This window comes from Abyssibacter sp. (assembly GCF_964229365.1).
GTDB lineage: Bacteria > Pseudomonadota > Gammaproteobacteria > Nevskiales > OUC007 > Abyssibacter.
The window spans coordinates 1-21,732 of sequence record NZ_CAXRDQ010000076.1; the positions used below are offsets into that span (position 1 = coordinate 1).

The window sequence follows — 21,732 nt, forward strand, 5'->3', positions numbered from 1 at the left end:
GCTGAACCTGGAGATGGCGGTCACCGACGAGATGGTGGCCGTGGCCGAGCGCCTGCGTCCGTCAGATTGCTGCCTGGTACCGGAGCGGCGCGAGGAGCTGACCACCGAGGGCGGTCTGGACGTGGCTGGGCAGGTCGACCGCGTGCGCGCCGCCGTCGCTCGGCTGGGTGATGTCGGCGTGCGGGTGTCGCTGTTCATCGACCCGGACCCAGGCCAACTGGAGGCCGCCTTGGCGGTGGGCGCGCCGGCGGTGGAAATTCACACCGGCGAGTACGCTGACCACCCGGAACGCATGGATGAACTGGCGGCACAAGTCCGACGGTTCGCCGGCGACGCGGCCGCTGCCGGGCTGGAAGTGCATGCCGGCCACGGTTTGCATCTGGATAACGTCGGACCGATTGCGGCCATCGGTGACATCGTCGAACTGAACATTGGCCACTTTCTGGTCGCGCGCGCGCTATTCGTGGGCTTGCCGGCGGCCGTCAGCGAAATGAAGCAGCGCATGGTGGCCGCGCGAGGCTGACCCGCTGATTTTGAGGCGGGCCGGCTCAGGACTCCAGCTTGTCCAGATACGCGTCGACCTGCGCGAACAGGGTTTCACGCAGCGGTTCGAGTTCGGACCAGACGATGTCGTCCCCTTCATCGCCCAGGCGTTGCTCCAGGCGCCGGCAGACTTCGCGCATGGCGTGCAGCTTGTAGAAGGCGGCCGTGCCGTGGAGTTGATGGGTGGCGTCGTAGGCCTGCTGCCGGTCGCCCGCCCGCCACGCATCACGGATCTGCTCGACCTGCAAGGGCAGTTCCTCGCGTAGCATTTCGCGCAGTTCAGGGTCATCGGTGAGCGGCGCGTCGCCGGATTCGACCGGCTCGGTCAGCCGCAGCATGTGCCGGATCAACACCCGGTCATCGGCGCCTTTTTCCAACACGCTGTCGGCACCCGCCTCCAGCCACTGCCTGCGCAGCTCGGGCGCGACGCTCGCGCTCAGGCCGATGATCAGCAGGCCATCGCCGTTGGGGAGTGCGCGTAGCGCCTGCGTGGTCTCGACCCCATCACGGCCCGGCATGCGGTGGTCGACCAGCACGACACTGGGTGCCTCCCGTTCGGCCAGCGCCAGGCCAGCATCTGCACCGTCGGCTTCCAGCGCCTGCGCGCCATTGTCTCGCAGGGTCCGGGCAAGCAGGCGCCGATTGGTGACGTTGTTCTCGATGATCAGCGCACTGACCCCCTCCAGTGGCTGCCGATCGCTTTGGCGGCGGTAGTCCAGCGCCTGGACCAACTCCCGATAGAGCAATTCCCTGTCGGTGGTCTTCGGTAGTGCCGCGCTGGCGCCGGCATCGCGAAGCACCGACAGCACTTGATGATCCAGGCTGGTGACCAGCACGACGATGGGCACATGACAGCGGTGACCCGCGCGGAGCAGGGCGTGCAGCCAGTCCGCATTGGCTTGGGCGGCGACAATGCCAACGCAGACCAGTTCCGGCATGGGCGCCGCGGATCGGATTTGCGCTGTGGCGACCTCGGGATCGGCGTACTCGGTGAGTTCGGCGTTCCAGTAGTCCAGGCAGTGCCGCATCGCCAGACGGGCCGTGGCATGGGCATCCACCAGCCAGACGTGGCGGTGGCTCAGGCCGGTCCAGGCCATGGGGTGTTCTGGGCGGTGACCCTGTTTGCCGATGTGCATCACCGCTTCAAACACCGAGCCCTGGCCTTCGGTGCTGTCGAATTCGATGTGACCCTGCATCATCCGGGCGATCTGGCGGGAAATGCTCAAGCCCAGCCCGGTGCCGGGTTGCATGGTGGTTGCCCCGTGTTCGGCGCGATTGAAGGCATGAAACAGGCGCTGTTTTTGCGCGTCGGGAATGCCGATTCCCGTGTCGGCCACCTGAAAGCCGAGCACGACCTGCTCGCCACGATCTTCTCGGACCATGACGCGTAGCACCACATCACCGGCTTGCGTGAACTTGATGGCATTGGACAGCAGATTCGTCAGCACCTGCTGCAGACGCGCGGCGTCACCTCGCAACCTGCGCGGCACATCGTGGTAGATGATGTGCACCAGCTCCAGATCCTTTTCATAGGCCAGCGGCGCCAACAGGTTGACCGTGTCCTCGACGGTATCGAGCAGGTTGAATGCGACCTCGTTCAAGGTGAGCTTGCCGGCCTCGATCCGGCCCCATTCCAGCCAGTCGTTGATCAATGTGAGCAGCGATTGCACGGAGCGTTTGACCTGCATCATGGACTCGGACGTGGCCGCGTCGGGTTGCTGGCGCAGTATCAGATCCGCCTGCCCGAGGATCGAGATCAAAGGGGTCCGTAGTTCGTGTGACAGGCCGGATAGCAATTCGCGTCGCGAGTCTGCCAGCGTCACCGCGCTATCGCGCTCGTTCTCGACCTCGCGCACGCGCCGCCGCATGCGACTCAAATCCTCGTGTAGCTTGTCGGTGGCCTGCAGCACATGGGTGCGCAAGTGCTCGCGGCTATAACGCAGACGCTCGCTGAGCAGGCGGATGGAGCCGGCAGCATCGGCGAAGGGCGGTGGCAGGCGGGTGATCGGGTGGGACTCATCGCCGCGAACCAGCTGGCGTATGGCCGCTTCCAGAGCGTGCGCTGGTCGGCTCAGTCGAACACGCACGAGAATCAATACCGCCAATGCCAGCAGCCCGATGCCCAGACTCAGGCCCATCAACTGCCGGAACCGCTTGACGAAGCGGGGATCGGCGGCCGGCTCGGCCAGCCCGATTTCCAGCAGATACGGGGCCCCTTCCTGTGCGTCCGGTGCCACGACTCGGCGTACGCTGGGGCCGGGATCCATGCCACCTAGCGCGCGCAGCAACCAGCCAGTGAGGCCGGAGACCGGCTCGAATTCCGGCGCGGCCCAAGTGCCGAGCAGGCGTTCCCGCGTATCGAGCAACGACAGGTAGCGAATGCCGACAAGACCGTCTGCAAGCCGGCCAAGCTCGATTGCGCTGGCGGTCGATCCGTCGGCGGCGGCGCTCTCATAAGCCAGGCTGGGGGTCACCGCACCCATTTGCAGCTGCGCGAACTCGTAGTCCGCGATTTGGCCTTGCAGCAGGGCAAAGCTCATCGCCAGCCAGACGATGACTACCGGCGACGTGATGGCGCCAAACCCGATTCGTGTGTGCACCCCCTCATGCATGCAGCCAGTATGACGGATACCTGCGGTGTTGAAACGCCGGGCGCGGGCATGCCGACCGCCGCCGGGCCCCGAGCGCCGTCAAGCGTGGGAGCATTCGGTAGAATCCCGCGCCATGATGCTACCCACACTAGACGCCACGATCGGCAACACGCCGCTGGTCCGGATTCAGCGCCTCGATGCGCACCTGCGCGACCGCGGCAATCGCATTCTTGCCAAGCTGGAGGGCAACAACCCGTCCGGCTCGGTGAAGGACCGGCCGGCGCTGAGCATGTTTCGCTACGCCGAGGAGCGCGGCGAGATCGCGCCCGGCGACACGCTGATCGAGGCTACGAGCGGCAACACGGGCATTGCCCTTGCGATGGTCGCGGCGATGCGCGGCTATCGCATGGTGCTGGTCATGCCGGAGAACGCCAGCGCCGAACGCACCGCAACGATGAAGGCCTTCGGCGCCGAGATCGTCCACGTGACACGGGCGCAAGGCATGGAGGGTGCGCGCGATCTCGCTACGCAGATGGAGCAGGACGGCCGCGGCAAGGTCCTCAACCAATTCGCCAATCCGGATAACCCGCGCGCGCACTACGAAGGCACCGGCCCGGAGTTGTGGACGGCGACAGACGGTGGCATCACCCATCTCGTGTCGTCCATGGGCACCACCGGGACGATCATGGGCTGCTCGCGCTACCTCAAAGAGCGCAATCCTGACGTTCAGATCGTCGGTGTTCAGCCGGAGGGCGAATCCAGCATTCCCGGCATTCGCCGCTGGCCCACGGCGTACCTGCCGGCAATTTTCGAACCCGGCCGCGTCGACAGGACGATGGATGTCGCCGCCGGCGACGCCGAAACCATGACCCGACGCCTGGCCGCGGATGAGGGGATTTTCGCGGGCGTTTCCTCTGGTGGCGCGATGCATGTCGCGTTGCAGCTGGCTGCCGAACTGGAGAACGCCACGATCGTCAGCATCGTCTGCGATCGTGGTGATCGCTACCTGTCCACCGGCGTTTACGGCCCGGTCGAATGAGCCGACGCAACCGACGACGCGTGCCGGCCGGCCCGTTCGAAACCCGCATTACCGCGCTGGCAAATGATGGGCGCGGCGTTGGTCGGACCCCGGCCGGAGAGGCGGAGCCGGACTCGGGCAAGGTCGTGTTCATCGACGGCGCCCTGCCGGGCGAAACAGTGCGCTACCTGCGCACACGCAATCGCTCCGATTTTGCCGAAGGTCGACTGGAGGCGGTGCTGGAGCCATCGCAGGATCGCGTCGAGCCGCCGTGTACGCATGCCGGATACTGCGGAGGCTGCAAGTTGCAGCACCTGGATTCCGCGGCCCAGCTCCGTGAAAAGCAGGCTCAGCTCATCGACGCCCTGCAGCGCATCGGCAAGCTGACACCGCAACAGATTCTGCCGCCGCTGCAGGGGCCGTCGCTGGGCTACCGCCGTCGTGCGCGCCTGTCGGTGCGGGACGTGCCGGCCAAAGGCCGCGTGCTGGTGGGCTTTCGCGAGCGTGACAAGCCCTATGTGGCCGACATTGAGACCTGCGCGGTGCTCGTGCCCGAGATCGGTGCGCGCCTGCCGGAACTCTCCGAGGCGCTGGGCAAGCTGAGCATCCGCGATCAGATACCGCAGATCGAAGTCGCGGTTGGCGACTCCGGCATGGCGCTGACGATTCGTTGCCTGCAGCCGCCGAACGAGGTCGACCGGTCGCATCTGGCTGACCTGGAGCGCTTGTTCGACGCGCAGGTCTTCCTGCAGACAGGCGGGCTGGATTCCATCGAGCCGTTGGATGGGCCGGCGCGCACGCTGGCCTACCGGCTGGACGACGAGGACGTCGAGGTCGTGTTCGAGCCACTGGACTTCGTCCAGGTCAATGGCGTGGTGAACCGGGGCCTGGTTGCCCAGGCAATCGCCGCGCTGGCGCCGCAGCCCGGTGATCGCGTGCTGGAACTGTTCGCCGGTCTGGGCAACTTCACCCTGCCGCTGGCGCGCCGTGGGGTGCATATCCACGCCGTTGAGGGCGATGCCGGCCTGGTGGCGCGCGCGCGGAATAATGCGGTCGCGCAGGGGTTGGACGGAGCGATTTCCACCGAGGTCGCGGATCTGTTTGGCGATTCGGCGGAATGGACGTGGCCGGGTCAGGCCTACGATCTTGCGCTGCTCGATCCGCCGCGGGCCGGTGCCGCGGAATGCCTAGCCGCGGTGGCGACATCCGGCGTGCGGCGCATCGTCTATGTGTCCTGCCATCCGGCGACGCTGGCTCGTGACGCCCGGCGGCTTGTCCAGGAATTCGGCTTCACCTGCACCGCGGCCGGGGTGATCGATATGTTCCCGCATACGGCACATGTGGAGTCCATGGCGGTGTTCAGCCGTGGCGATTGAAATCGAGCGCAAGTTTCTGGTGACGAGCGACGCGTGGCGGGATGAGGTCTCGCGCAGCGCACGGTTGGCCCAGGCCTATCTGACCGATGGTGGCCGCGCATCGGTGCGGGTGCGGATCGATGGCGATCACGCGAACCTGAATATCAAGCAGGCGGTGGCGGGCGCAACACGGCTGGAATTTGAATATCCGATCCCGCTGGAAGATGCCGAGACGCTGATGCGCACATTGGGCGGTACGCGCATCGAAAAGACGCGGCATTGGATACCGGCCGGTGATCTGTTGTGGGAAGTGGACGAATTCGCCGGCGACAATGCCGGACTCGTGGTCGCGGAGATCGAGCTGCCGACGGTGGACACGGCGTTCGAGCAGCCCGCCTGGCTGGGTGAGGAAGTCACCCACGATCTGCGTTACTACAATAACGAGCTGTCGCAACGGCCGTTTCGGCGGTGGCCATCCACATGACCATCAGCATTCGCATCGACCTCAGAACCCAGCTGCTGACCGTGCGCGATGGTGAGGCAGATGTTTGCTACCCCGTGTCGACCGGTCGCAACGGGCCGGGCGAACAGAGCGGCAGCGGCTGCACGCCCCGCGGTAGGCATCGCATCCGCGCCAAGATCGGCGCCGGCGCGCCGCATGGCGCCGTCTTTGTTGGGCGGCGCCCGACCGGCGAGGTTTATAGCGCCGCGCTGGCCGCCGCTTATCCGGAGCGCGACTGGATCCTGTCGCGCATCCTGTGGCTATGCGGCGAAGAGGCGGGACGAAACCGCGGCGGAGATGTCGACAGCATGCGGCGGTACATCTACATCCACGGCACGCCGGACACCGAGCCAATGCGCCAGCCGGCCTCACATGGCTGTGTACGCATGCGCAATAGCGACGTCATCGCCCTGTTTGATCGCGTGGACTGCGGCACGGGCGTGGAGATCATCGATTCATGAGTCTGATGATCGACATCGAAGGCTTCGAATTGACGGAAGAAGACCGCGAGTTGCTCAGTCACCCCAGCGTGACCGGCTTTATTCTGTTCGGTCGCAATGTGGAGTCGGTGGAGCAGGTTGCGGCCCTGACGCGTGCCATCCGTGCCTTGCGTCCGGAGTTGCTGATTGCCGTCGACTACGAGGGCGGCCGGGTGCAGCGCATCCGGGAGGGGGTGACCCGGATTCCGACGATGCGGAGCGTTGGCCTGGCGGCCGATGCCGAACAGCTTGCCGAAGACACCGGGCTGGTGGTGGGAGCGGAGCTTGCAGCGCTGGGTTTCGACCTGCCGTTCGCCCCGGTGGTCGATCTCGATCACGGTTGCAGCGGTGTGATTGGCGATCGTGCGCTGCACCGCGATCCACCACGGGTTGTCGCGCTGGCCGGTGCCTATATCCGCGGCCTGGGGCGCGCCGGCCTCAGTGCGACCGTCAAGCATTTTCCGGGGCATGGGGCGGTGATTCCCGACTCGCATGTCGAGCTGCCGGTGGACGAGCGCCCGATGGAGCAGATCGAGTCCGATGACCTGCAGCCATTCGCGCAGCTGATCCGCCTGGGCGTACCGTCAGTGATGACGGCGCATGTCGTCTACCGCGAGGTGGACGAGCGACCGGCAAGCTTCTCCACACATTGGGTGCAGCATTGGCTACGCGGACGGCTGGGGTTCGCCGGCTGCGTGGTCAGCGACGACCTGACCATGGGCGGTGCGGCGGCCATGGGCGGGCCGCGGCGCCGGGTGGAACTGGCGGCCGAGGCGGGTTGCGACCTGCTGCCGCTCTGCAATCATCGTCCGTCCGTGATCGATGTGCTGGAGGCCGGTCCACTGTCGATGCCGCAGGGCTTTGAAGCGCGGTTGCAAGCCTTGCATCGAATCACCGTGTCGCTCGACGCGAGCCAGGTGCAAGCAGCCCGGCAACGACTCTCCAAACTCCTGACTTAAGGAAACACCGATCTATTCACACCACCAAGACGGAGCCGGTTTTCCTGCAAGCCCAGGCGGAGTGAGCGCGGTTTGGTTATTCCAAATGAGCGAACGACCACGCAGGCTTGCGGGAAAATCGGCCCGTTCCATTCGGATTGCGCCTGAAAACAGGCCATGCGGCGTTAGTCGGCGCGTCCATGCGCCTCCCCCTGCGGGCCCGCCTTCGGCGGTGTCAATTCGCTCCCGGCGAATGGGTACTCGTCGCTTATTTGGAATGACCACACTTCACTTCTCGCGCCTTGCCTGGCCTGTTTTCAGGCGGCAACTTGGCGGCGGGAATAGATCAGTGTTGCCTTAATATGGAACTGACCCAAGTCTTCACAGACTTCATAAGTCTCTACCGCGATCGTGGATGGATCGGCCAGGTGGCCGGCATCGTCACCATTGTCGTGCTGGTGAATCTGCTCACGCGTCTGGTGTTGGCTCGCGCCCGCGCAGCTGCATCCAAATCTCGAACGGTTTGGGATAACGCCGTGTTGGACGCCATCGGTCGCCCACTGCGGTGGATGGTCTGGGTGGTGGGCATTGGCATGGCTGTGGAACTGGTGCCGGTCGAGGGCGCGCCGGGCCTGATTGAATGGCTGCCGGTGATGCGCAAGGTGCTCATCGTGGCCCTACTCACCTGGTTCCTGCTGCGCTTGGTGCGGGCGGTAGAAGACGGGCTGGATGAAATGCAGCCCTCGGTCGACCACACCACAGCCGACGCCATCGCCAAGCTGATTCGCATTGTTGTCATGGTCACAGCGGGTCTGGTCATTCTGCAAACGGTCGGTATCTCCATCTCCGGAGTACTGGCCTTCGGCGGAGTGGGGGGCATCGCGGTCGGCTTTGCCGCGCGTGACTTGCTGGCCAACCTGTTCGGCGGGCTGACGATTTACCTGGATCGTCCGTTCTCCGTCGGTGACTGGATTCGTTCGCCCGACCGCAACATCGAAGGTGTCGTCGAGCGGATCGGCTGGCGCTCGACGGTGGTCCGTCGTTTCGACAAGCGCCCGCTCTACGTGCCCAACAATGTGTTCTCGACGGTTGTTGTCGAGAACCCCTCGCGGATGACGAACCGGCGGATCTACGAAACCATTGGGCTGCGCTATGACGATGCACGGATGATCGGAACAATCACTGACACCGTGCGCGATTACCTGAATACACATCCGGCGATCGACCAGGAGCAGATTGTTCTGGTCAACTTCAATGCCTTTGGCGCCAGTTCGCTGGACTTCTTCATCTATTGTCTGACACGAACCACCGATTGGGCGGAGTACCACGCCATCAAGCATAAAATCTTGCTGCACATTGAGTCCATCATCGCCCGGCACGGTGCCGAGATCGCATTTCCGACGCAGACCCTGCATTGGGCATCCGAGCCCGGCATGCCTGCGGAGCAGCTCCCGCCGGCCAACGAGCCTGCCGGCCCGAGATCGACCGCATGAGCAATGATCGCGACCAAGCGATCGCCGCCCGTAAGACGGCCGATTGCGTGGTGGGCGCCGTTGCGATCGATCAGGCCTATCGACAGCTGGCGGCAAAGATCGAGGCAGCCGTGGGCGAGGCCGACCCGGTGATGCTGGTGGTCATGAACGGCGGCTTCGTGCCTGCGGCGCAAATTCTGATGCACCTGACAACAGCGTTCACGGTCGACTACCTGCACGCGACGCGATATCGCAATACGACCCAGGGCGGCGGGATCGAGTGGCGTGTCCGGCCCACCGCTGGGCTTTGCGGGCGTGAGGTGGTGATCATCGACGACATTCTCGACGAGGGCTACACGCTGGCGGCGATCCAGGACGCGCTCAGGGATAGCGGGGCCGCACGGGTGCGCACCGCCGTGCTGGCAGAAAAGCTGCACGATCGTCGTTGTCCGGATGTCGAGGTCGACTGGATCGGCGTGAGCGTGCCGGATCGCTACGTATTCGGCTGTGGCATGGACCTCTATGGCTACTACCGTCAGTTGCCGGCGATTTACGCGGTGGCCGAGGTATGAGGGCCGTAGGCATCATCGGCGGCACCGGTCTCAATGAGATTGATGGTGTGGACGTGGTCGAGAGACGTGAGCTGTCCACGCCTTGGGGCAGGCCATCGGCGCCGGCGCAGCGCCTGGCCTGGCCGGATGGCTCCGATTGTTGGTTTCTGCCGCGCCATGGCGACGGGCACACGATCGCACCGCATCGAATCAACTACCGCGCCAACATCGACGCCCTGCGTCTGCTGGGTGTTACGCATGTCGTGTCGGTGGCCGCGGTCGGGGGTATCGCGCCGGGCAATCGCCCCGGTGACCTGGCCCTCGTGGATGATCTGATCGACTACACCTGGGGGCGGGCGCATACCTTTGCCGATGGGGTGGCCGCTCCGCTGCGACACATCGAATTCGCGCCGCCGTTTGATCCGCAATGGCGGCAGGTGATCCTGAACGCCGCCGGCGAAGTCGGGGTGGCCATTGATCACCATGCCGTGCTCGGCGTCACCCAGGGACCCAGGCTGGAAACGGCAGCCGAAATCCGCCGGCTCGCGCACGATGGCTGCAGTCTTGTGGGGATGACCACCATGCCGGAGGCCGCGCTGGCGATGGAGGCCGGGTTGGCATACGCGACACTCGCGGTCGTGGTGAATCCGGCAGCGGGGACCGTCGATGGGTCGATCCACGCAGCCATCGAGGCGTCACTGGATATGGGCATGGCTCAGGTGCGAAGAATCCTGACGCATCTGGTCGCCGCCGACTGACCGTTCTTACGTCGCAACACGGCCCACGTATACTCGTTTTGTGCCTCTATCCGGGGGGCAATCGATGTTAGGGTTTTGCTGCAAATCTGATATCCAGTCAGGTGCTTGCAGCGATCAGGGTTCGCCGGAATGACAAAGAAAAATGGGGGCGTAAGCCGCCGCTCATCGACGGCCAAGGCCGCACCGGGCACAGCTGAAGAACTCGATGCAGGGCCGATAGAAACCAAGCCCAAAGCCGACGAAGTCGCTGATCGTGAGGGTGCCCCGACGGTTGCGCGAGAGGAGCCGCCGATGATTCTCGTCGGCATCGGCGCATCCGCCGGCGGACTGGAGGCGCTCAAGGAACTGCTCGCCGAGTTGCCGCAGAGCCGCAGTCTCAGCTATGTGATCGCCCAGCACCTCTCGCCGACCCATACCAGCTTGCTGCGCGAGTTGTTACGGCCCGGCACCGACTTGGCGGTTTGTGACCTGATCGACGGGCAGGCACCGGCGCCGAACACGATTTATGTAACCCCGCCAAACCACGATGTCCTGATGCGTGATGGCGTACTCCGACTGTCGACGCCGAAAGCCAGTGTCGGCCCGAAGCCCTCGGTGGATGCGTTCTTTCGCTCGCTCGCCGATTCGCTAGGTGAGAACACGGTCGGCATCATCCTGTCTGGTAGCGGCTCGGACGGTTCCGCAGGCATCCGTGCGATCAAGGCAGTGGGCGGCGTGACGATTGTTCAGGATCCCAGCACCGCGAAGTTCGACGGCATGCCACGTGCAGCGATCCAGACCGGCGCCGTGGACATGGTGATGGTGTCGCACAAGATGGGCGAGGCGCTGGAAGGGCTGGCCTCCACCCCTGCCGCATTGCGGCGAGCGTTGCCCGAAGATAACGACAACAATGCCTACGCGCGGATCTCGTCATCGGTTCGACGCGCGACCGGTTTTGACCTGAGCCACTACAAGCCGTCAACGATTAACCGCCGGATTCATCGGCGTATGGGCTTGCGCAAGAAAAACAGCATGGAGGACTACGCCGAACTCGTCCGCACCGAGTCGGAAGAAGCGGGACTGCTCGCTCGCGACGTGCTGATCTCGGTCACCTCGTTCTTCCGTGATCCGGATGCCTTCCAGGCGCTCTCGGAGTCGCTGAAGTCAGTGTGGGAAACCAAGCAGGCGGACGATGTGTTCCGTGTCTGGGTGCCCGGCTGTGCGACCGGTGAAGAGGCTTACACCATCGCGATTCTGTTGTCCGAGCTTTCGCGCCATCAGTCCGACACGCCGGAATACCTGATTTTTGCCACCGATCTTGATGAGGATGCGGTGACCTTTGCCCGTAACGGCGTCTTCCCTGAAACATCGGTTGAGGGCGTGCCGGACCAGTTGCGGAGCCGGTATTTCGAGCGGCAGGGGCGGACCTACCAGGTCAAGAAATTCCTGCGGCAAAGCATGGTGTTCGCGTCGCAGAACGTGGTCGAAGACCCTCCGTTCTCTCGGGTTGACCTGATCAGCTGTCGCAACCTGCTGATCTATTTCAATCGGGATATCCAGAAACGTGTGCTGCTGACCTTCCACTATGCAATGCGGGCGGGTGGCTTGTTGTTGCTGGGTAGTTCGGAATCCATCGAGCTGCATCGCGACCTGTTCACGACGCTCAACAAAAAGGCGCGGGTCTTTCAGCGCAAGGATGCTTCAACGCCCAACTATGTGCCGGTGATTCCCAGGCGGTTTGGCGACGAGAGCGTGGGTAGTGGTAGCGGCGATACCGAAGCTCCTGGGCGCCAGCGTCGTGGGCGGGATCTCAGTTCGCTGAGTCTGCGGTTCACGAACCTGCTGATCAACGAGTATTGCCCGCCAACCGTTGTCATCGACAATCAGGACAACACGGTGCATTTTTCCGGTGATCTGCACCCGTTCCTGAAGTTCCCACAAGGGCCGGCTGATCTGCGCATTTTCGATCTCGTCGCCGATCAGTTTCGTCCGGAACTCCGTGCGTTGCTGCATCGGTGCCGGCGAGAACGCACGGTCGCCAAGGGCACTGTTTTTCACATTGGCGAAGGGGCGGACAAGCGTCGGATCGTGCCGGTGGTCAGACCGATGATGGTCGACCAGCCGGATTACGTGGCCTTGTCGTTCGAAATCGCGGCCGTGCCGGCCACCGAAGTGCTGACGTTCGATGATAAGGATCAGCGGGACAACCTGATCATCGCGGAGCTGGAGCGGGAGTTGGCGAGTACCCGTCAGCACCTGCAGACCGTCGTCGAAGAGTTGGAAACATCCAACGAGGAATTGCAGTCGCAGAGTGAGGAATTGCAGTCCGCCAACGAGGAACTGCAATCGACCAACGAAGAGTTGCAGACCTCGAACGAAGAACTGCAATCGACGAACGAAGAGCTCATGACCGTCAATGATGAGCTTCAGAACAAGTCGGGCGAGCTGGAGGCGATGGCATCCGATCTCGCCAACGTGAAGAACAGCCTCGACTACCCCTTGCTCGTGCTCGATCGCCGCCTGCACGTCACGCATTACAACTCCGCCACTGAGCGCCAACTGGCTCAGGACCACCTCGAGCCGGGTGCGTCGGTGATCAGCGTGGACTGGAGCATCGACATGGAAGGCATGTTGCCGAAGTTCCGCCAGGTCATGAAAACCAGTGAGCCATTCGAGCGGCTGATCACGGCCGCCGGCCAGCGCTCCTACCAGATGCGGGCCGTCGCCTACATTCGATCCAACGGTGATATCGACGGTGTTGTGTTGACCTGGATCGACGTGACCGGGCAACGGGAAGCCGATCAGCGCGTGCTGCTTAGCGAGGCCAGACATCGTGCGTCATTTACGAGCAGCCCGATCGGGCAAGCGATTGTGGATCACGAATTCACCATGGGCGATGTCAACCAGGCGCTACGCGACATGGTGGACTCTCCCGCCCTCGTGGAAGAGGGTTCACCGCTGTCGAAACTGCTAGATGCCGATAGCTACACCGCCGTTCAGCGCGAGGCCGCGGATATTCGCGAGGCTCGCCAGCCCAGCGCACAGTTTGACGTGCAGTACCGCGGCCGGGCCGGCACCTGGCGCTGGGCGGAACTTGCGCTCGGCAGTATTCGCGAAACAGGCGACGAGGCGCGGTATGTCCTGCATCTGCGTGATGTGGACGAACGCAAACGGGACGAGATCCGTGTCGCCGACGAAAACCATCGGCTGGGATTGCTGCACGGGCTGTCAGCCCGTATCGCCAACCGTCAGCACACCCGCGACATTGTCGACGGGTTGCTGGAACTGCTTTCGTCGTCTTACTCGGACGTCAAGGTGTCCTTCGCCATGCTCGAGGGCCATAAGCTGGTGACCATCGCGCAGCTTCCCGAGTCCCAGAGTAAGTCCCCGAGAACGCTGGATGTGGATTCCGCTCCCGAGCTTCGTGACGCATTGCTATCCGGCGGCAAGGTGGTCGTGGCGCGCGCGCTGGATAGCGATACAGGCCCTTATGGCGGGCTCGGGAAACGGCTGACTCGCGACAAGGTGGCCGCCCGGGCCGATGTCACGATCCGCATCGACGCTGCTCAGGCGGGCGCGTTGACGCTGGAAGGACGTGGAGTGGGCGATCTCAGCACCCTTGATCTGGAGACGCTGAAAGCGGTCGGCGAACTCGCCACGGTGTCGCTACGAAGCGCCCATTCGCGCGAAGTCATGGAGACCGCGCTGAATGACCTGGCAGAGGAGAAGGAGCGCGCGGACGTTACCCTGGGCGCGATCGCTGATGCCGTGGTCCGCACCGACGCCGACGGGCTGATCACTTACGTGAACCCGATGGTGGAACGTCTGGTAGGCAAGCCCGACCAGGACTTGCTGAACAAGCCGGCGGAGAAGTTGTTCGACTTACGTCGTATCGAAGGGGAAAAGGGTGTCATCAGCCCGATACGGCAGGCGATGAAGACCGGTGCGCCCGTCGAGTACTTCGGCAATGAGTACTTTATTCAGCACCCGGATCGACGTCGCGTGTTCGCAGACATTTCCTGCAAACCGCTGGTGGGCGGGGAGTCCGAGGTGATTGGCGCGGTGGTTGTCATGCGGGATGTCACCGAGCAGCGCCTGCTAGCCGAGGAGTTGTCGTTCCGTGCCCAACATGACGCCCTCACGGGGCTGACCAATCGGGATGAGTTCGAACGGCGGCTCAAGACGGCCTTTATCGAAAGCAAATCGGATGCTGCAGAGCATACGGTTGCCTTCATCGATCTGGATCAATTCAAGGTGATCAACGACACCTGCGGTCATGCTGCGGGGGATGAAGTGCTCCGGCAACTGGCTGTGCTGATTCGATGCAAGCTACGTCGTTCCGACACGCTGGCTCGGCTCGGCGGCGATGAATTCGGGATCATTCTGGATCATTGCGAGCTTGAAGCCGGCAAGCCGATCGTGGAAGAGGCGTTGAACGCCATCCGGGATTTCCGCTTCGAGTGGGACAAGCAGACATACCAGATCACGGCCAGCGTCGGCTTGGCCCCGATGGCCCAGGGCAGTGAATCGGTTGCGGCGGTCATGAGCCAGGCGGATGCGGCGTGTTTCATGGCCAAGGAGGCCGGCAGGAACCGCCTCTATGTGTCCGGCGACAACGACGTCGAACTCAGCCGTCGTAACGGCGAAATGCGGCAGGTATCTCGCATTACCAGCGCCATCGAGAACAACCGCTGCGAACTGGTGTTCGAGGATCTGGTCCGCGTGGATGATCGCGAGACCGTGGCGTACCGCGAGTTGCTGGTGCGCATGCGCGACGAAGGCGGTCAGCTGTTATCGCCTGATCAATTCATACCGGCAGCAGAGCGGTATTTTCTGGCGTCGGCCTTGGATCGCTGGGTGGTTGAGCATGCGCTTGCCTACCTGGCCGAGCATCTGGAGCAGTCGCCACCAGTGACAGCGGTGAACGTGTCTGGGCAGACGATTGGCGACCGCTCGTTCATTGAATTCGTGCGCGAACGATTGACGCACTACAAGGTTCCGGGTGCTCGTTTTTGCATCGAGATCACCGAAACCTCGGCGATCTCGCATTTGCCCGAGACGGCGCGGCTGGTGGCATCACTGGGCGAGCTCGGGGTGCAGTTTGCGCTGGATGATTTCGGAGCGGGGATGTCATCGTTCGCGTATCTGAAGAACCTGCCGGTTCAATTCATCAAGATCGACGGCAGTTTCGTGCGCAGCATGGCCACGAATCACGTGGACCGGACCATGGTCGAGGTGATCAACCGTGTCGGCCACGAGTTCAAGCTGACAACGATCGCGGAGCATGTGGAAACCGCGGAACTGATTCCGATACTCCGAGAGATCGGCGTGGATTTGATGCAGGGTTACGAGATCAATCGACCCAAGCCGCTGGAGCAATAGGCCGGGCGCCGCGGCGGCATCGACACGGGGCGTTCATCCGCCGGCGCGTGTCACCATCGCCAGCACCCCAAAGCGCGGGTGATCGAAGTAGTGCAGCTCGTTGAGGCGCACGCGGCGTTGCTCTTCGATGTGAAACACGCGGGCGCCTTCTTCAGGGAGGGACTCGCCGTTTACAACCGATGATCCGTCGTTGTGCTGCAACCACCACAAATCAATGGCCAGATGCAGGTAGCGCTGCGCGAACACGGTGATGTTGCCATCCAGCTGATGGAGCTGGACCGGGTCGGGGGAGATCAGCGCCCAGTCTCCCGGTTGAGCCGTTTGCTCATCGGATGCCTGTGCTTGCGGCGCCGCGTTCGCCGCAGCCGCTTCGGTATTTGCCTGGAGTTCGTCGCCGCCGCGACCAGCGGATTCGTTGTACAGCTCGGCGAGGAACCGCCGCTCTGGCGTTGGCTCCACCCAGATCTGTACGCCGTCATTGAGTCTGACGGCCGGGGCCGACGAGCGGCGTTGGCTCGGTTGGACCCAGCTCGCACGCAGGTATGGGATGAACGCTGTGGCGTTGCGCAAGCGGTTCCATGCCTGTTCCAGCATGAAATTCTCGTCGCCGAGCGGCTGCACCCCGGCCGCGCGCAGGCTGTCGGCGGCGCCAAAGGCAATGCCCTTGGCTTCAAACTGACTGATCGCGACGGACGCCTCATCGGGTGATCCGTTGGGCGTTGCCTGGTTCAGAAAGACGATGACGTCAACGCGGTAATCGTTCGCCAGTACCGAGCTGGTGCCCACGCATAACGCGGCGGTGAGTAGCAGTTTGAGCTTCATGGTCGGTAGTTTATCCAGACTGGCGCTAGACCGAATGGATGGCTTGGCCATCCGCAGTCGCCGGGTGCAGCTGATCGAGCAGTTGCGTGGTCGCCTCCAGGCGCTCGGGGGCGGACTCCTGGTCCCATTGCGCGACGATGGTTGTCGCGCCATCGAATCGATGCTTGCGCGGATTGCGCTGGATGAACTGGATTAGCGCAGCTGGATCGACATCGGCCTTGGGTTTGAACTCGATGCGAATACTGCCTGCGCCGGCCTTGATGGAATCAATCCCGATGGTTTCGCAGCGCAGTCGCAATGCCGCCAGGGCGAATAGCTGCTCGGCGCGTTCGGGCAGCAGCCCGAAGCGGTCGATCATTTCGACTTTCAGTTCGCGCAGCGCGGACGGCGACTGCGCGCTGCTGACCCGCTTGTAGAGTGTCAGCCGCAGCGTGACATCCGGCACGTACTCGTCCGGGATGAGCGCAGCCACGCCTAGATCGATGTCGGCTCCGGCGGCCCAGGGGTCTTCCATGTCCAGCTCTCCGCCGGCCTTTAGCGCGCGAACCGCCCGCTCCAGCAGCTGGGAGTAGAGCGCGAATCCGATCTCCTCGATCTGACCGCTTTGTTCGTCACCCAGCAGTTCGCCAGCGCCACGGATCTCCAGATCGTGGGTGGCAAGCGTAAAGCCGGCGCCGAGTTCGCCCAGGGACTCAATCGCTTCCAGGCGTTTGAGCGCGTCCTGCGTCAGCGCCCGCATCGAGGGCACCAGCAAATAGGCGTACGCCCGGTGGTGGGAGCGCCCCACGCGACCGCGTAGCTGATGCAACTGCGCCAGCCCGAGCTTGTCCGCGCGGTTCATGACGATCGTATTGGCGGTGGGTACGTCGATGCCGGATTCGATGATGGTGCTGCAGACCAGCACATTGAATCGTTGGTGGTAGAAATCGAGCATGACGGCTTCGAGTTCGCGCTCCCGCATCTGACCATGCGCGATGCGTACATCGGCTTCCGGCAGCAGTTCCCGTAGATCCGAGGCCGCGCGCTCAATGCTGCTGACCTCGTTGTGTAGGTAGTACACCTGCCCGCCACGCCGGATCTCGCGCAGGCAGGCTTCGCGTACCAGGGCTTTGTCCCAGTCGGCGACAAAGGTCTTGATCGGGTTGCGGGCGGTTGGCGGCGTGGCAATGATCGACAGGTCGCGCAGCCCGGCCAGACTCATGTTCAAGGTGCGGGGAATGGGCGTGGCGGTCAGGGTCAGCAGGTCCACTTCTGCACGCAGGCGTTTGAGCTGCTCCTTGTGGCGCACGCCGAACCGGTGCTCCTCGTCGACAATGACCAGGCCCAGCTCCTTGAACACCACGTCCTTCTGCAACAGGCGATGAGTGCCCACCACGATGTCGACCTTGCCTTCGCGCATCTCTGCGAGCAGTTCGGTCTGAGCCTTGCCGGTGCGCAGTCGCGACATGGAGGCCACGCGGACTGGCCAGTCCGCAAAGCGGTCCATGAAGTTCTGTGCATGCTGGCTGGCGAGCAGGGTGGTCGGCACGAGCAGACAGACCTGTCGGCCATTGGTGACCGCGACGAATGCCGCGCGCATCGCGACCTCGGTCTTGCCGAACCCGACATCGCCACAGACCACCCGGTCCATGGGGTGCGGGGCGGCCATGTCATCGATGACCGCCTGGATGGCGCTGAGCTGGTCGGGGGTTTCGGTGAAGGGAAAGCCGTCGGCAAAGCGCGCGTAGTCGGCGGCGTCCAGCGCAAAGCTATGACCGGGGCGGGCGGCGCGTCGCGCCTGGATGCTCAGCAGTTCTGCAGCCGAGTCGCGGGCTTTCTCCGCGGCTTTTTTCCGGACTTTGTTCCAGCGATCATTGCCCAGCGAATGCAGCGGGGCGGATTCGGGTTCGGCGCCGGTGTAGCGATGAATCAGATGCAGCGAGCCTACCGGGACATAGAGCTTGTCGCCACGAGCGTATTCCAGCCGCAGAAACTCCATCTCCTGGTCGCCGACGGTGAGCCGTTCCAGCCCCATGTAGCGGCCGACGCCGTGTTCCTGATGCACGACCGCCGCGCCAGCCTCGAGATCCGCCAGGTTGCGCAAGACGGTTTCAGGGTCGCGAACCGTGCGCCGGCGGCGCGTCGCGGGTGGCTTGGAGCCAACAAGCTCGGCTTCCGTGATTACCCGGATCGCAGGGTCCGCGAGCGTGAACCCCTTCGCCAGCGGAGCGATGCAAAGTCCGAAGGGTTTGGAATCGCCGACGAAGCGTGACCAGCTGGCGTAGCTGCGCGGCGCTTGCCCCAGCGGCCGTAGCAGCTCCAGCAGCTCCTCCCGACGGCCCTGGGATTCGGTCAGCAGCAGCAGGCGCCGGGCGTCGCCATTGGCCAGCAGATCGGCAATGACCTGCCGTGCCTGCTGTCGGTCGGTTTCCGGCTGCTTGATTGGGCTCGGGGCAATATCGAAATGCGTCGCGTCGTCGGCCGGTTCATCCAGGATCTCGATGCGCGCGTGGTCTGTAAAAGCGGCCAGCGCGAGGTCAGGCGGGACAAAGGCTGCATCGGGCGGTAGCAGGGGGCGGTCAGGGTCCACGCCCAGGTTGGTGTGGCGGGCATTGATGCTGTCCCAGGTCTTGTGCACCGATTTGGACAATCCGCCGGCGAGGATCACGCTGGCATTGGCCGGCAGGTAATCGGACAAGTGCGCGGTGTCGTCAAAGAACAGCGGCGTATAGGCCTCGATGCCCGCCGGCATCTGTCCCTTGGAGACACTTTGATACACGCGGTGGGAGGTCAGATCGCCGGTGAACGCATTGCGGTACTGTCGCCGAAAGCGCTCAATCCCGCCGGTATCGGTCGGGAATGCCTTGGCGGGCAGTGGCTCGATCCGCTCGACAACGTCCTGGGAGCGCTGCGTCTCGGGGTCGAACAGGCGGATGGAATCGATGTCGTCATCCAGCCAGTCGATACGGTAAGGCGATGGGCTGCCCATGGGGAACAAATCCATCAATGCGCCGCGCAGCGCGTATTCTCCGTGCGACTGGACCTCCGCCACGGCTTGATAACCTGCGCGGTCCAGGGTTTCGCGCAACGACAGCGGCGACAGGGTTTGCCCTTGTGTCACCGAGAGGCTTCTAGCCTCCACAAACGAGGGTGGTGGCAGGCGCTGCAGCAGATTGTCCGCGCCGACGATCACCACGCCTGTGCGTAGCGTCGGGATGCGAGCGAGTGCAGCTAGACGTTCGGAGACGACCTCCGGCAACGGCGACAACGCGTCATATGGGAGAATCTCCATGTCCGGAAAATGCAACACAGGGCAGTCATCATCGGCGAAGAACCGGCAAGTGGCCTCGAGTTGGTATGCATGTTGCTCGTCACGGGCACAGAGTAGTACCAGCGCGCCCGTCTGGCGGGAAAGCTGAATCGACGCTAGCGCAAGTCCCGCATCCGGCAGTGGATTCCATGGGATGGAACGACCATGCGTCGGTTCGGGTGGCTGATTGAGGGTTGCGTTGGGTACCATAATCGGCGGCGAAGCATGGACCAGACCTGCTTCGATGACAATCACAGCGTCGTTTTCGCGGCGCGGCAAGATGAAATATCAGGGCACCACCTTGACCGCGGTCACCCCCGCGCTTGGCAAGGTCGCTCGACTTTAGGGGAAATACCGAGCATGAAAAGGATAATGGCACCGCTGCTGGCGGCGACAGCAGCGTGGTCGGGGTTGGCTGTTGCTGAAGACAGCCTTTCCAGCCAATACGTCTATATCGAGATGCCCTGGCTGCAGCCAGCGGGAACCATCAGCACCACAGATGACATGGTGGGCTTGGATCGCGCCCTGGGGATGGATCAGGATGCGGGCCTGGGCCTTGGTTTCAGCATCTCCCCATCGTGGATGCACGGCTTTGACCTGCGTGCGAGCTACACGCGGTTCAGCTTCGATCGTCGCATCGATTCCTTCAACGACTACACACTGTTGGGCGTTGACGTCAGCTCCAGCGGTTCCTCTGTCACCTCATCCTGGGGCGTCGAGCAACTCGAAATCTTTGCGGTAGCGCCGTTTGAAGGTCTGCACTTCAATACACGCTTTGAGGTGGGCGCGGGCGCGCAGATGGTGGATTCCAAGTTCACCATTCGCGAAGACGGATCGCAGGCGATGTCCCAGAGCGGCGCAAGCCGTGTGCTGGACTACCGGCCCTACCTGCATTTCGGCGTTGACAAGCCGTTGGTCGAGGGCGTGGCGATCAAGTTCAAGGCGGGCGGATTTCCGGTTCGTGGTGACTCGACATTTGATGCGTCGTTATGGCTGGAGTTGGATGATCCGGACAGCGAGTTCTACCTACGGGCGGGCTATCGTTACCTCAACTACGAGTACGAGAACGAATCCAACGTCGCTTACGACGTGCAAGCATCGGGCTTCACGGTTGGCGTCGGTTACGACCTTGGAGGCGTTGCCTGGCCATCACGTGCTGATCAGGACGCTGACGGCGTGCTGGACCATTCCGACCGTTGCCCGGATTCCACAACTGGTGCGGTGGTTGATGCCTTCGGCTGTGAAGCGGATCAAGATCGCGACGGCGTAGCCAACGAAGTCGATGCCTGCCCGAACACGCCGGAAGGTGTCTCCGTGGACGACATGGGTTGTGTGCTCGATGCCGATGCCGATGGCGTGCCGGACGGCCAGGACCAGTGTCCTGAAACCCCGGCGGGCGAGCCGGTCGAATCGAATGGTTGTTCCTTCGACGAGGACGGCGATGGCGTGACCGACGCGCTGGACGAATGCCCGGCGACGCCGCCGGGTGTCGTGGTCGATGCAGATGGCTGTGGCGGCGACGCGGATGGCGATGGCGTGGCTGATGGGGTCGATCAGTGCCCGGACACCGTCGGCGGAGTGCCGGTGAACGCAGAAGGTTGCGCCATCCAGGCCGCGCCGATTGCGGACTGTGGTGTCGGTGGGTTGGAGTGCGCCGGTGCTGGTGAGGCCATCGTGCTGCCCAGTGTGAAGTTCGCGACCGCCAAGGCTGTGCTGACCGCCAACGCGAAGTCTTCGCTGGACGATGTGGCGACCGCGATGCAGCGCCAGCCTGATCTGGTGATCGAGGTGCAGGGGCACACCGACTCGGTGGGCGATGCAGACGACAATCAGCTGTTGTCGGAGTTTCGTGCCCAGGCCGTGGTCGACTACCTGATCTCGGTAGGGGTTTCGGCCGGCCGTCTGTCCGCCAAGGGCTTCGGTGATGCGCAGCCGGTTGCCAGCAACGACAATCCGACTGGGCGTGCGCTCAACCGGCGTGTTGTATTGGTCGTGACCGACGCCTGATTGGGTCGTATCGAGTCGGGGGGGGGGGGGGGGGGGGGGGGGGGGG

At 63.5% G+C, this 21,732-nt stretch carries 14 protein-coding genes; 11 read left to right on the plus strand and 3 right to left on the minus strand.

Features of this window, described 5'->3' with window-relative positions:
- Positions 1–523 (plus strand): pyridoxine 5'-phosphate synthase (locus tag ACE1EY_RS12705; protein WP_370300321.1); only part of this gene is annotated, 523 nt, incomplete at its 5' end.
- Between the two features lie 25 nt (positions 524–548).
- On the opposite strand, the gene ACE1EY_RS12710 is transcribed toward ACE1EY_RS12705, so the two are convergent.
- Positions 549–3,155 carry an ATP-binding protein gene (locus ACE1EY_RS12710; RefSeq protein ID WP_373928090.1) on the minus strand — a complete coding sequence of 869 codons (2,607 nt, stop codon included), beginning with the start codon at positions 3,153–3,155 and terminating at the stop codon, positions 549–551.
- A 112-nt stretch (positions 3,156–3,267) separates the two neighbouring features.
- On the opposite strand from ACE1EY_RS12710, the gene cysM reads away from it, so the two are divergent.
- The 9 genes from cysM (at position 3,268) to ACE1EY_RS12755 (ending at position 15,568) form a co-directional block, all read left to right on the plus strand.
- Positions 3,268–4,173, plus strand: coding sequence for a cysteine synthase CysM (cysM, locus tag ACE1EY_RS12715; protein ID WP_370300323.1), 906 nt, complete (start codon positions 3,268–3,270; stop codon positions 4,171–4,173).
- Positions 4,170–5,528 carry a 23S rRNA (uracil(1939)-C(5))-methyltransferase RlmD gene (gene rlmD / locus ACE1EY_RS12720; protein ID WP_370300324.1) on the plus strand — a complete coding sequence of 453 codons (1,359 nt, stop codon included), beginning with the start codon at positions 4,170–4,172 and terminating at the stop codon, positions 5,526–5,528. The genes cysM and rlmD overlap by 4 nt, the downstream gene beginning before the upstream one ends.
- Positions 5,518–5,991, plus strand: a complete 474-nt coding sequence (locus ACE1EY_RS12725) for a CYTH domain-containing protein (RefSeq protein WP_370300325.1) — start codon at positions 5,518–5,520, stop codon at positions 5,989–5,991. Before rlmD ends, ACE1EY_RS12725 begins: the two co-directional genes overlap by 11 nt.
- Positions 5,988–6,470 (plus strand): L,D-transpeptidase family protein, encoded by a 483-nt coding sequence (locus ACE1EY_RS12730; RefSeq protein WP_370300326.1) that lies wholly within the window; start codon positions 5,988–5,990, stop codon positions 6,468–6,470. The genes ACE1EY_RS12725 and ACE1EY_RS12730 overlap by 4 nt, the downstream gene beginning before the upstream one ends.
- Positions 6,467–7,447 (plus strand): beta-N-acetylhexosaminidase, encoded by a 981-nt coding sequence (nagZ, locus tag ACE1EY_RS12735; protein WP_370300327.1) that lies wholly within the window; start codon positions 6,467–6,469, stop codon positions 7,445–7,447. Before ACE1EY_RS12730 ends, nagZ begins: the two co-directional genes overlap by 4 nt.
- Before the next feature lie 341 nt (positions 7,448–7,788).
- Positions 7,789–8,919, plus strand: a complete 1,131-nt coding sequence (locus ACE1EY_RS12740) for a mechanosensitive ion channel family protein (protein WP_370300328.1) — start codon at positions 7,789–7,791, stop codon at positions 8,917–8,919.
- The gene (locus tag ACE1EY_RS12745) at positions 8,916–9,470 is read left to right on the plus strand and encodes a hypoxanthine-guanine phosphoribosyltransferase (RefSeq protein WP_370300329.1); all 555 of its coding nucleotides are present in this window, start codon (positions 8,916–8,918) and stop codon (positions 9,468–9,470) included. Before ACE1EY_RS12740 ends, ACE1EY_RS12745 begins: the two co-directional genes overlap by 4 nt.
- Positions 9,467–10,207 (plus strand): S-methyl-5'-thioinosine phosphorylase, encoded by a 741-nt coding sequence (locus ACE1EY_RS12750; RefSeq protein ID WP_370300330.1) that lies wholly within the window; start codon positions 9,467–9,469, stop codon positions 10,205–10,207. The genes ACE1EY_RS12745 and ACE1EY_RS12750 overlap by 4 nt, the downstream gene beginning before the upstream one ends.
- 129 nt (positions 10,208–10,336) lie before the next feature.
- Positions 10,337–15,568 carry an EAL domain-containing protein gene (locus ACE1EY_RS12755; RefSeq protein WP_370300331.1) on the plus strand — a complete coding sequence of 1,744 codons (5,232 nt, stop codon included), beginning with the start codon at positions 10,337–10,339 and terminating at the stop codon, positions 15,566–15,568.
- Positions 15,569–15,601: 33 nt separating this feature from the next.
- On the opposite strand, the gene ACE1EY_RS12760 is transcribed toward ACE1EY_RS12755, so the two are convergent.
- Entirely contained in the window at positions 15,602–16,390 is a 789-nt protein-coding gene (locus ACE1EY_RS12760) for a CsiV family protein (RefSeq protein WP_370300332.1), read from the minus strand.
- A 25-nt stretch (positions 16,391–16,415) separates the two neighbouring features.
- A complete protein-coding gene (gene mfd / locus ACE1EY_RS12765) occupies positions 16,416–19,889 on the minus strand; it encodes a transcription-repair coupling factor (RefSeq protein WP_370300333.1) in 3,474 nt (1,157 codons plus the stop codon).
- A gap of 150 nt (positions 19,890–20,039) precedes the next feature.
- Between mfd and ACE1EY_RS12770 the strand changes: the two genes are divergently transcribed.
- On the plus strand, positions 20,040–21,686 hold the full coding sequence (locus tag ACE1EY_RS12770; protein WP_370300334.1) for an OmpA family protein: 1,647 nt from the start codon (positions 20,040–20,042) through the stop codon (positions 21,684–21,686).
- The last annotated feature ends 46 nt before the right edge of the window (positions 21,687–21,732 follow it).

Bases quoted from the DNA above. Each gene is read 5' to 3' on its own strand.
- ACE1EY_RS12710 (WP_373928090.1), bottom strand. From the start codon at position 3,155: ATGCATGAGGGGGTGCACACACGAATCGGGTTTGGCGCCATCACGTCG.
- cysM (WP_370300323.1), top strand. From the start codon at position 3,268: ATGATGCTACCCACACTAGACGCCACGATCGGCAACACGCCGCTGGTC.
- rlmD (WP_370300324.1), top strand. From the start codon at position 4,170: ATGAGCCGACGCAACCGACGACGCGTGCCGGCCGGCCCGTTCGAAACC.
- ACE1EY_RS12730 (WP_370300326.1), top strand. From the start codon at position 5,988: ATGACCATCAGCATTCGCATCGACCTCAGAACCCAGCTGCTGACCGTG.
- nagZ (WP_370300327.1), top strand. From the start codon at position 6,467: ATGAGTCTGATGATCGACATCGAAGGCTTCGAATTGACGGAAGAAGAC.
- ACE1EY_RS12740 (WP_370300328.1), top strand. From the start codon at position 7,789: ATGGAACTGACCCAAGTCTTCACAGACTTCATAAGTCTCTACCGCGAT.
- ACE1EY_RS12745 (WP_370300329.1), top strand. From the start codon at position 8,916: ATGAGCAATGATCGCGACCAAGCGATCGCCGCCCGTAAGACGGCCGAT.
- ACE1EY_RS12750 (WP_370300330.1), top strand. From the start codon at position 9,467: ATGAGGGCCGTAGGCATCATCGGCGGCACCGGTCTCAATGAGATTGAT.
- ACE1EY_RS12755 (WP_370300331.1), top strand. From the start codon at position 10,337: ATGACAAAGAAAAATGGGGGCGTAAGCCGCCGCTCATCGACGGCCAAG.
- ACE1EY_RS12760 (WP_370300332.1), bottom strand. From the start codon at position 16,390: ATGAAGCTCAAACTGCTACTCACCGCCGCGTTATGCGTGGGCACCAGC.
- mfd (WP_370300333.1), bottom strand. From the start codon at position 19,889: ATGGTACCCAACGCAACCCTCAATCAGCCACCCGAACCGACGCATGGT.
- ACE1EY_RS12770 (WP_370300334.1), top strand. From the start codon at position 20,040: ATGAAAAGGATAATGGCACCGCTGCTGGCGGCGACAGCAGCGTGGTCG.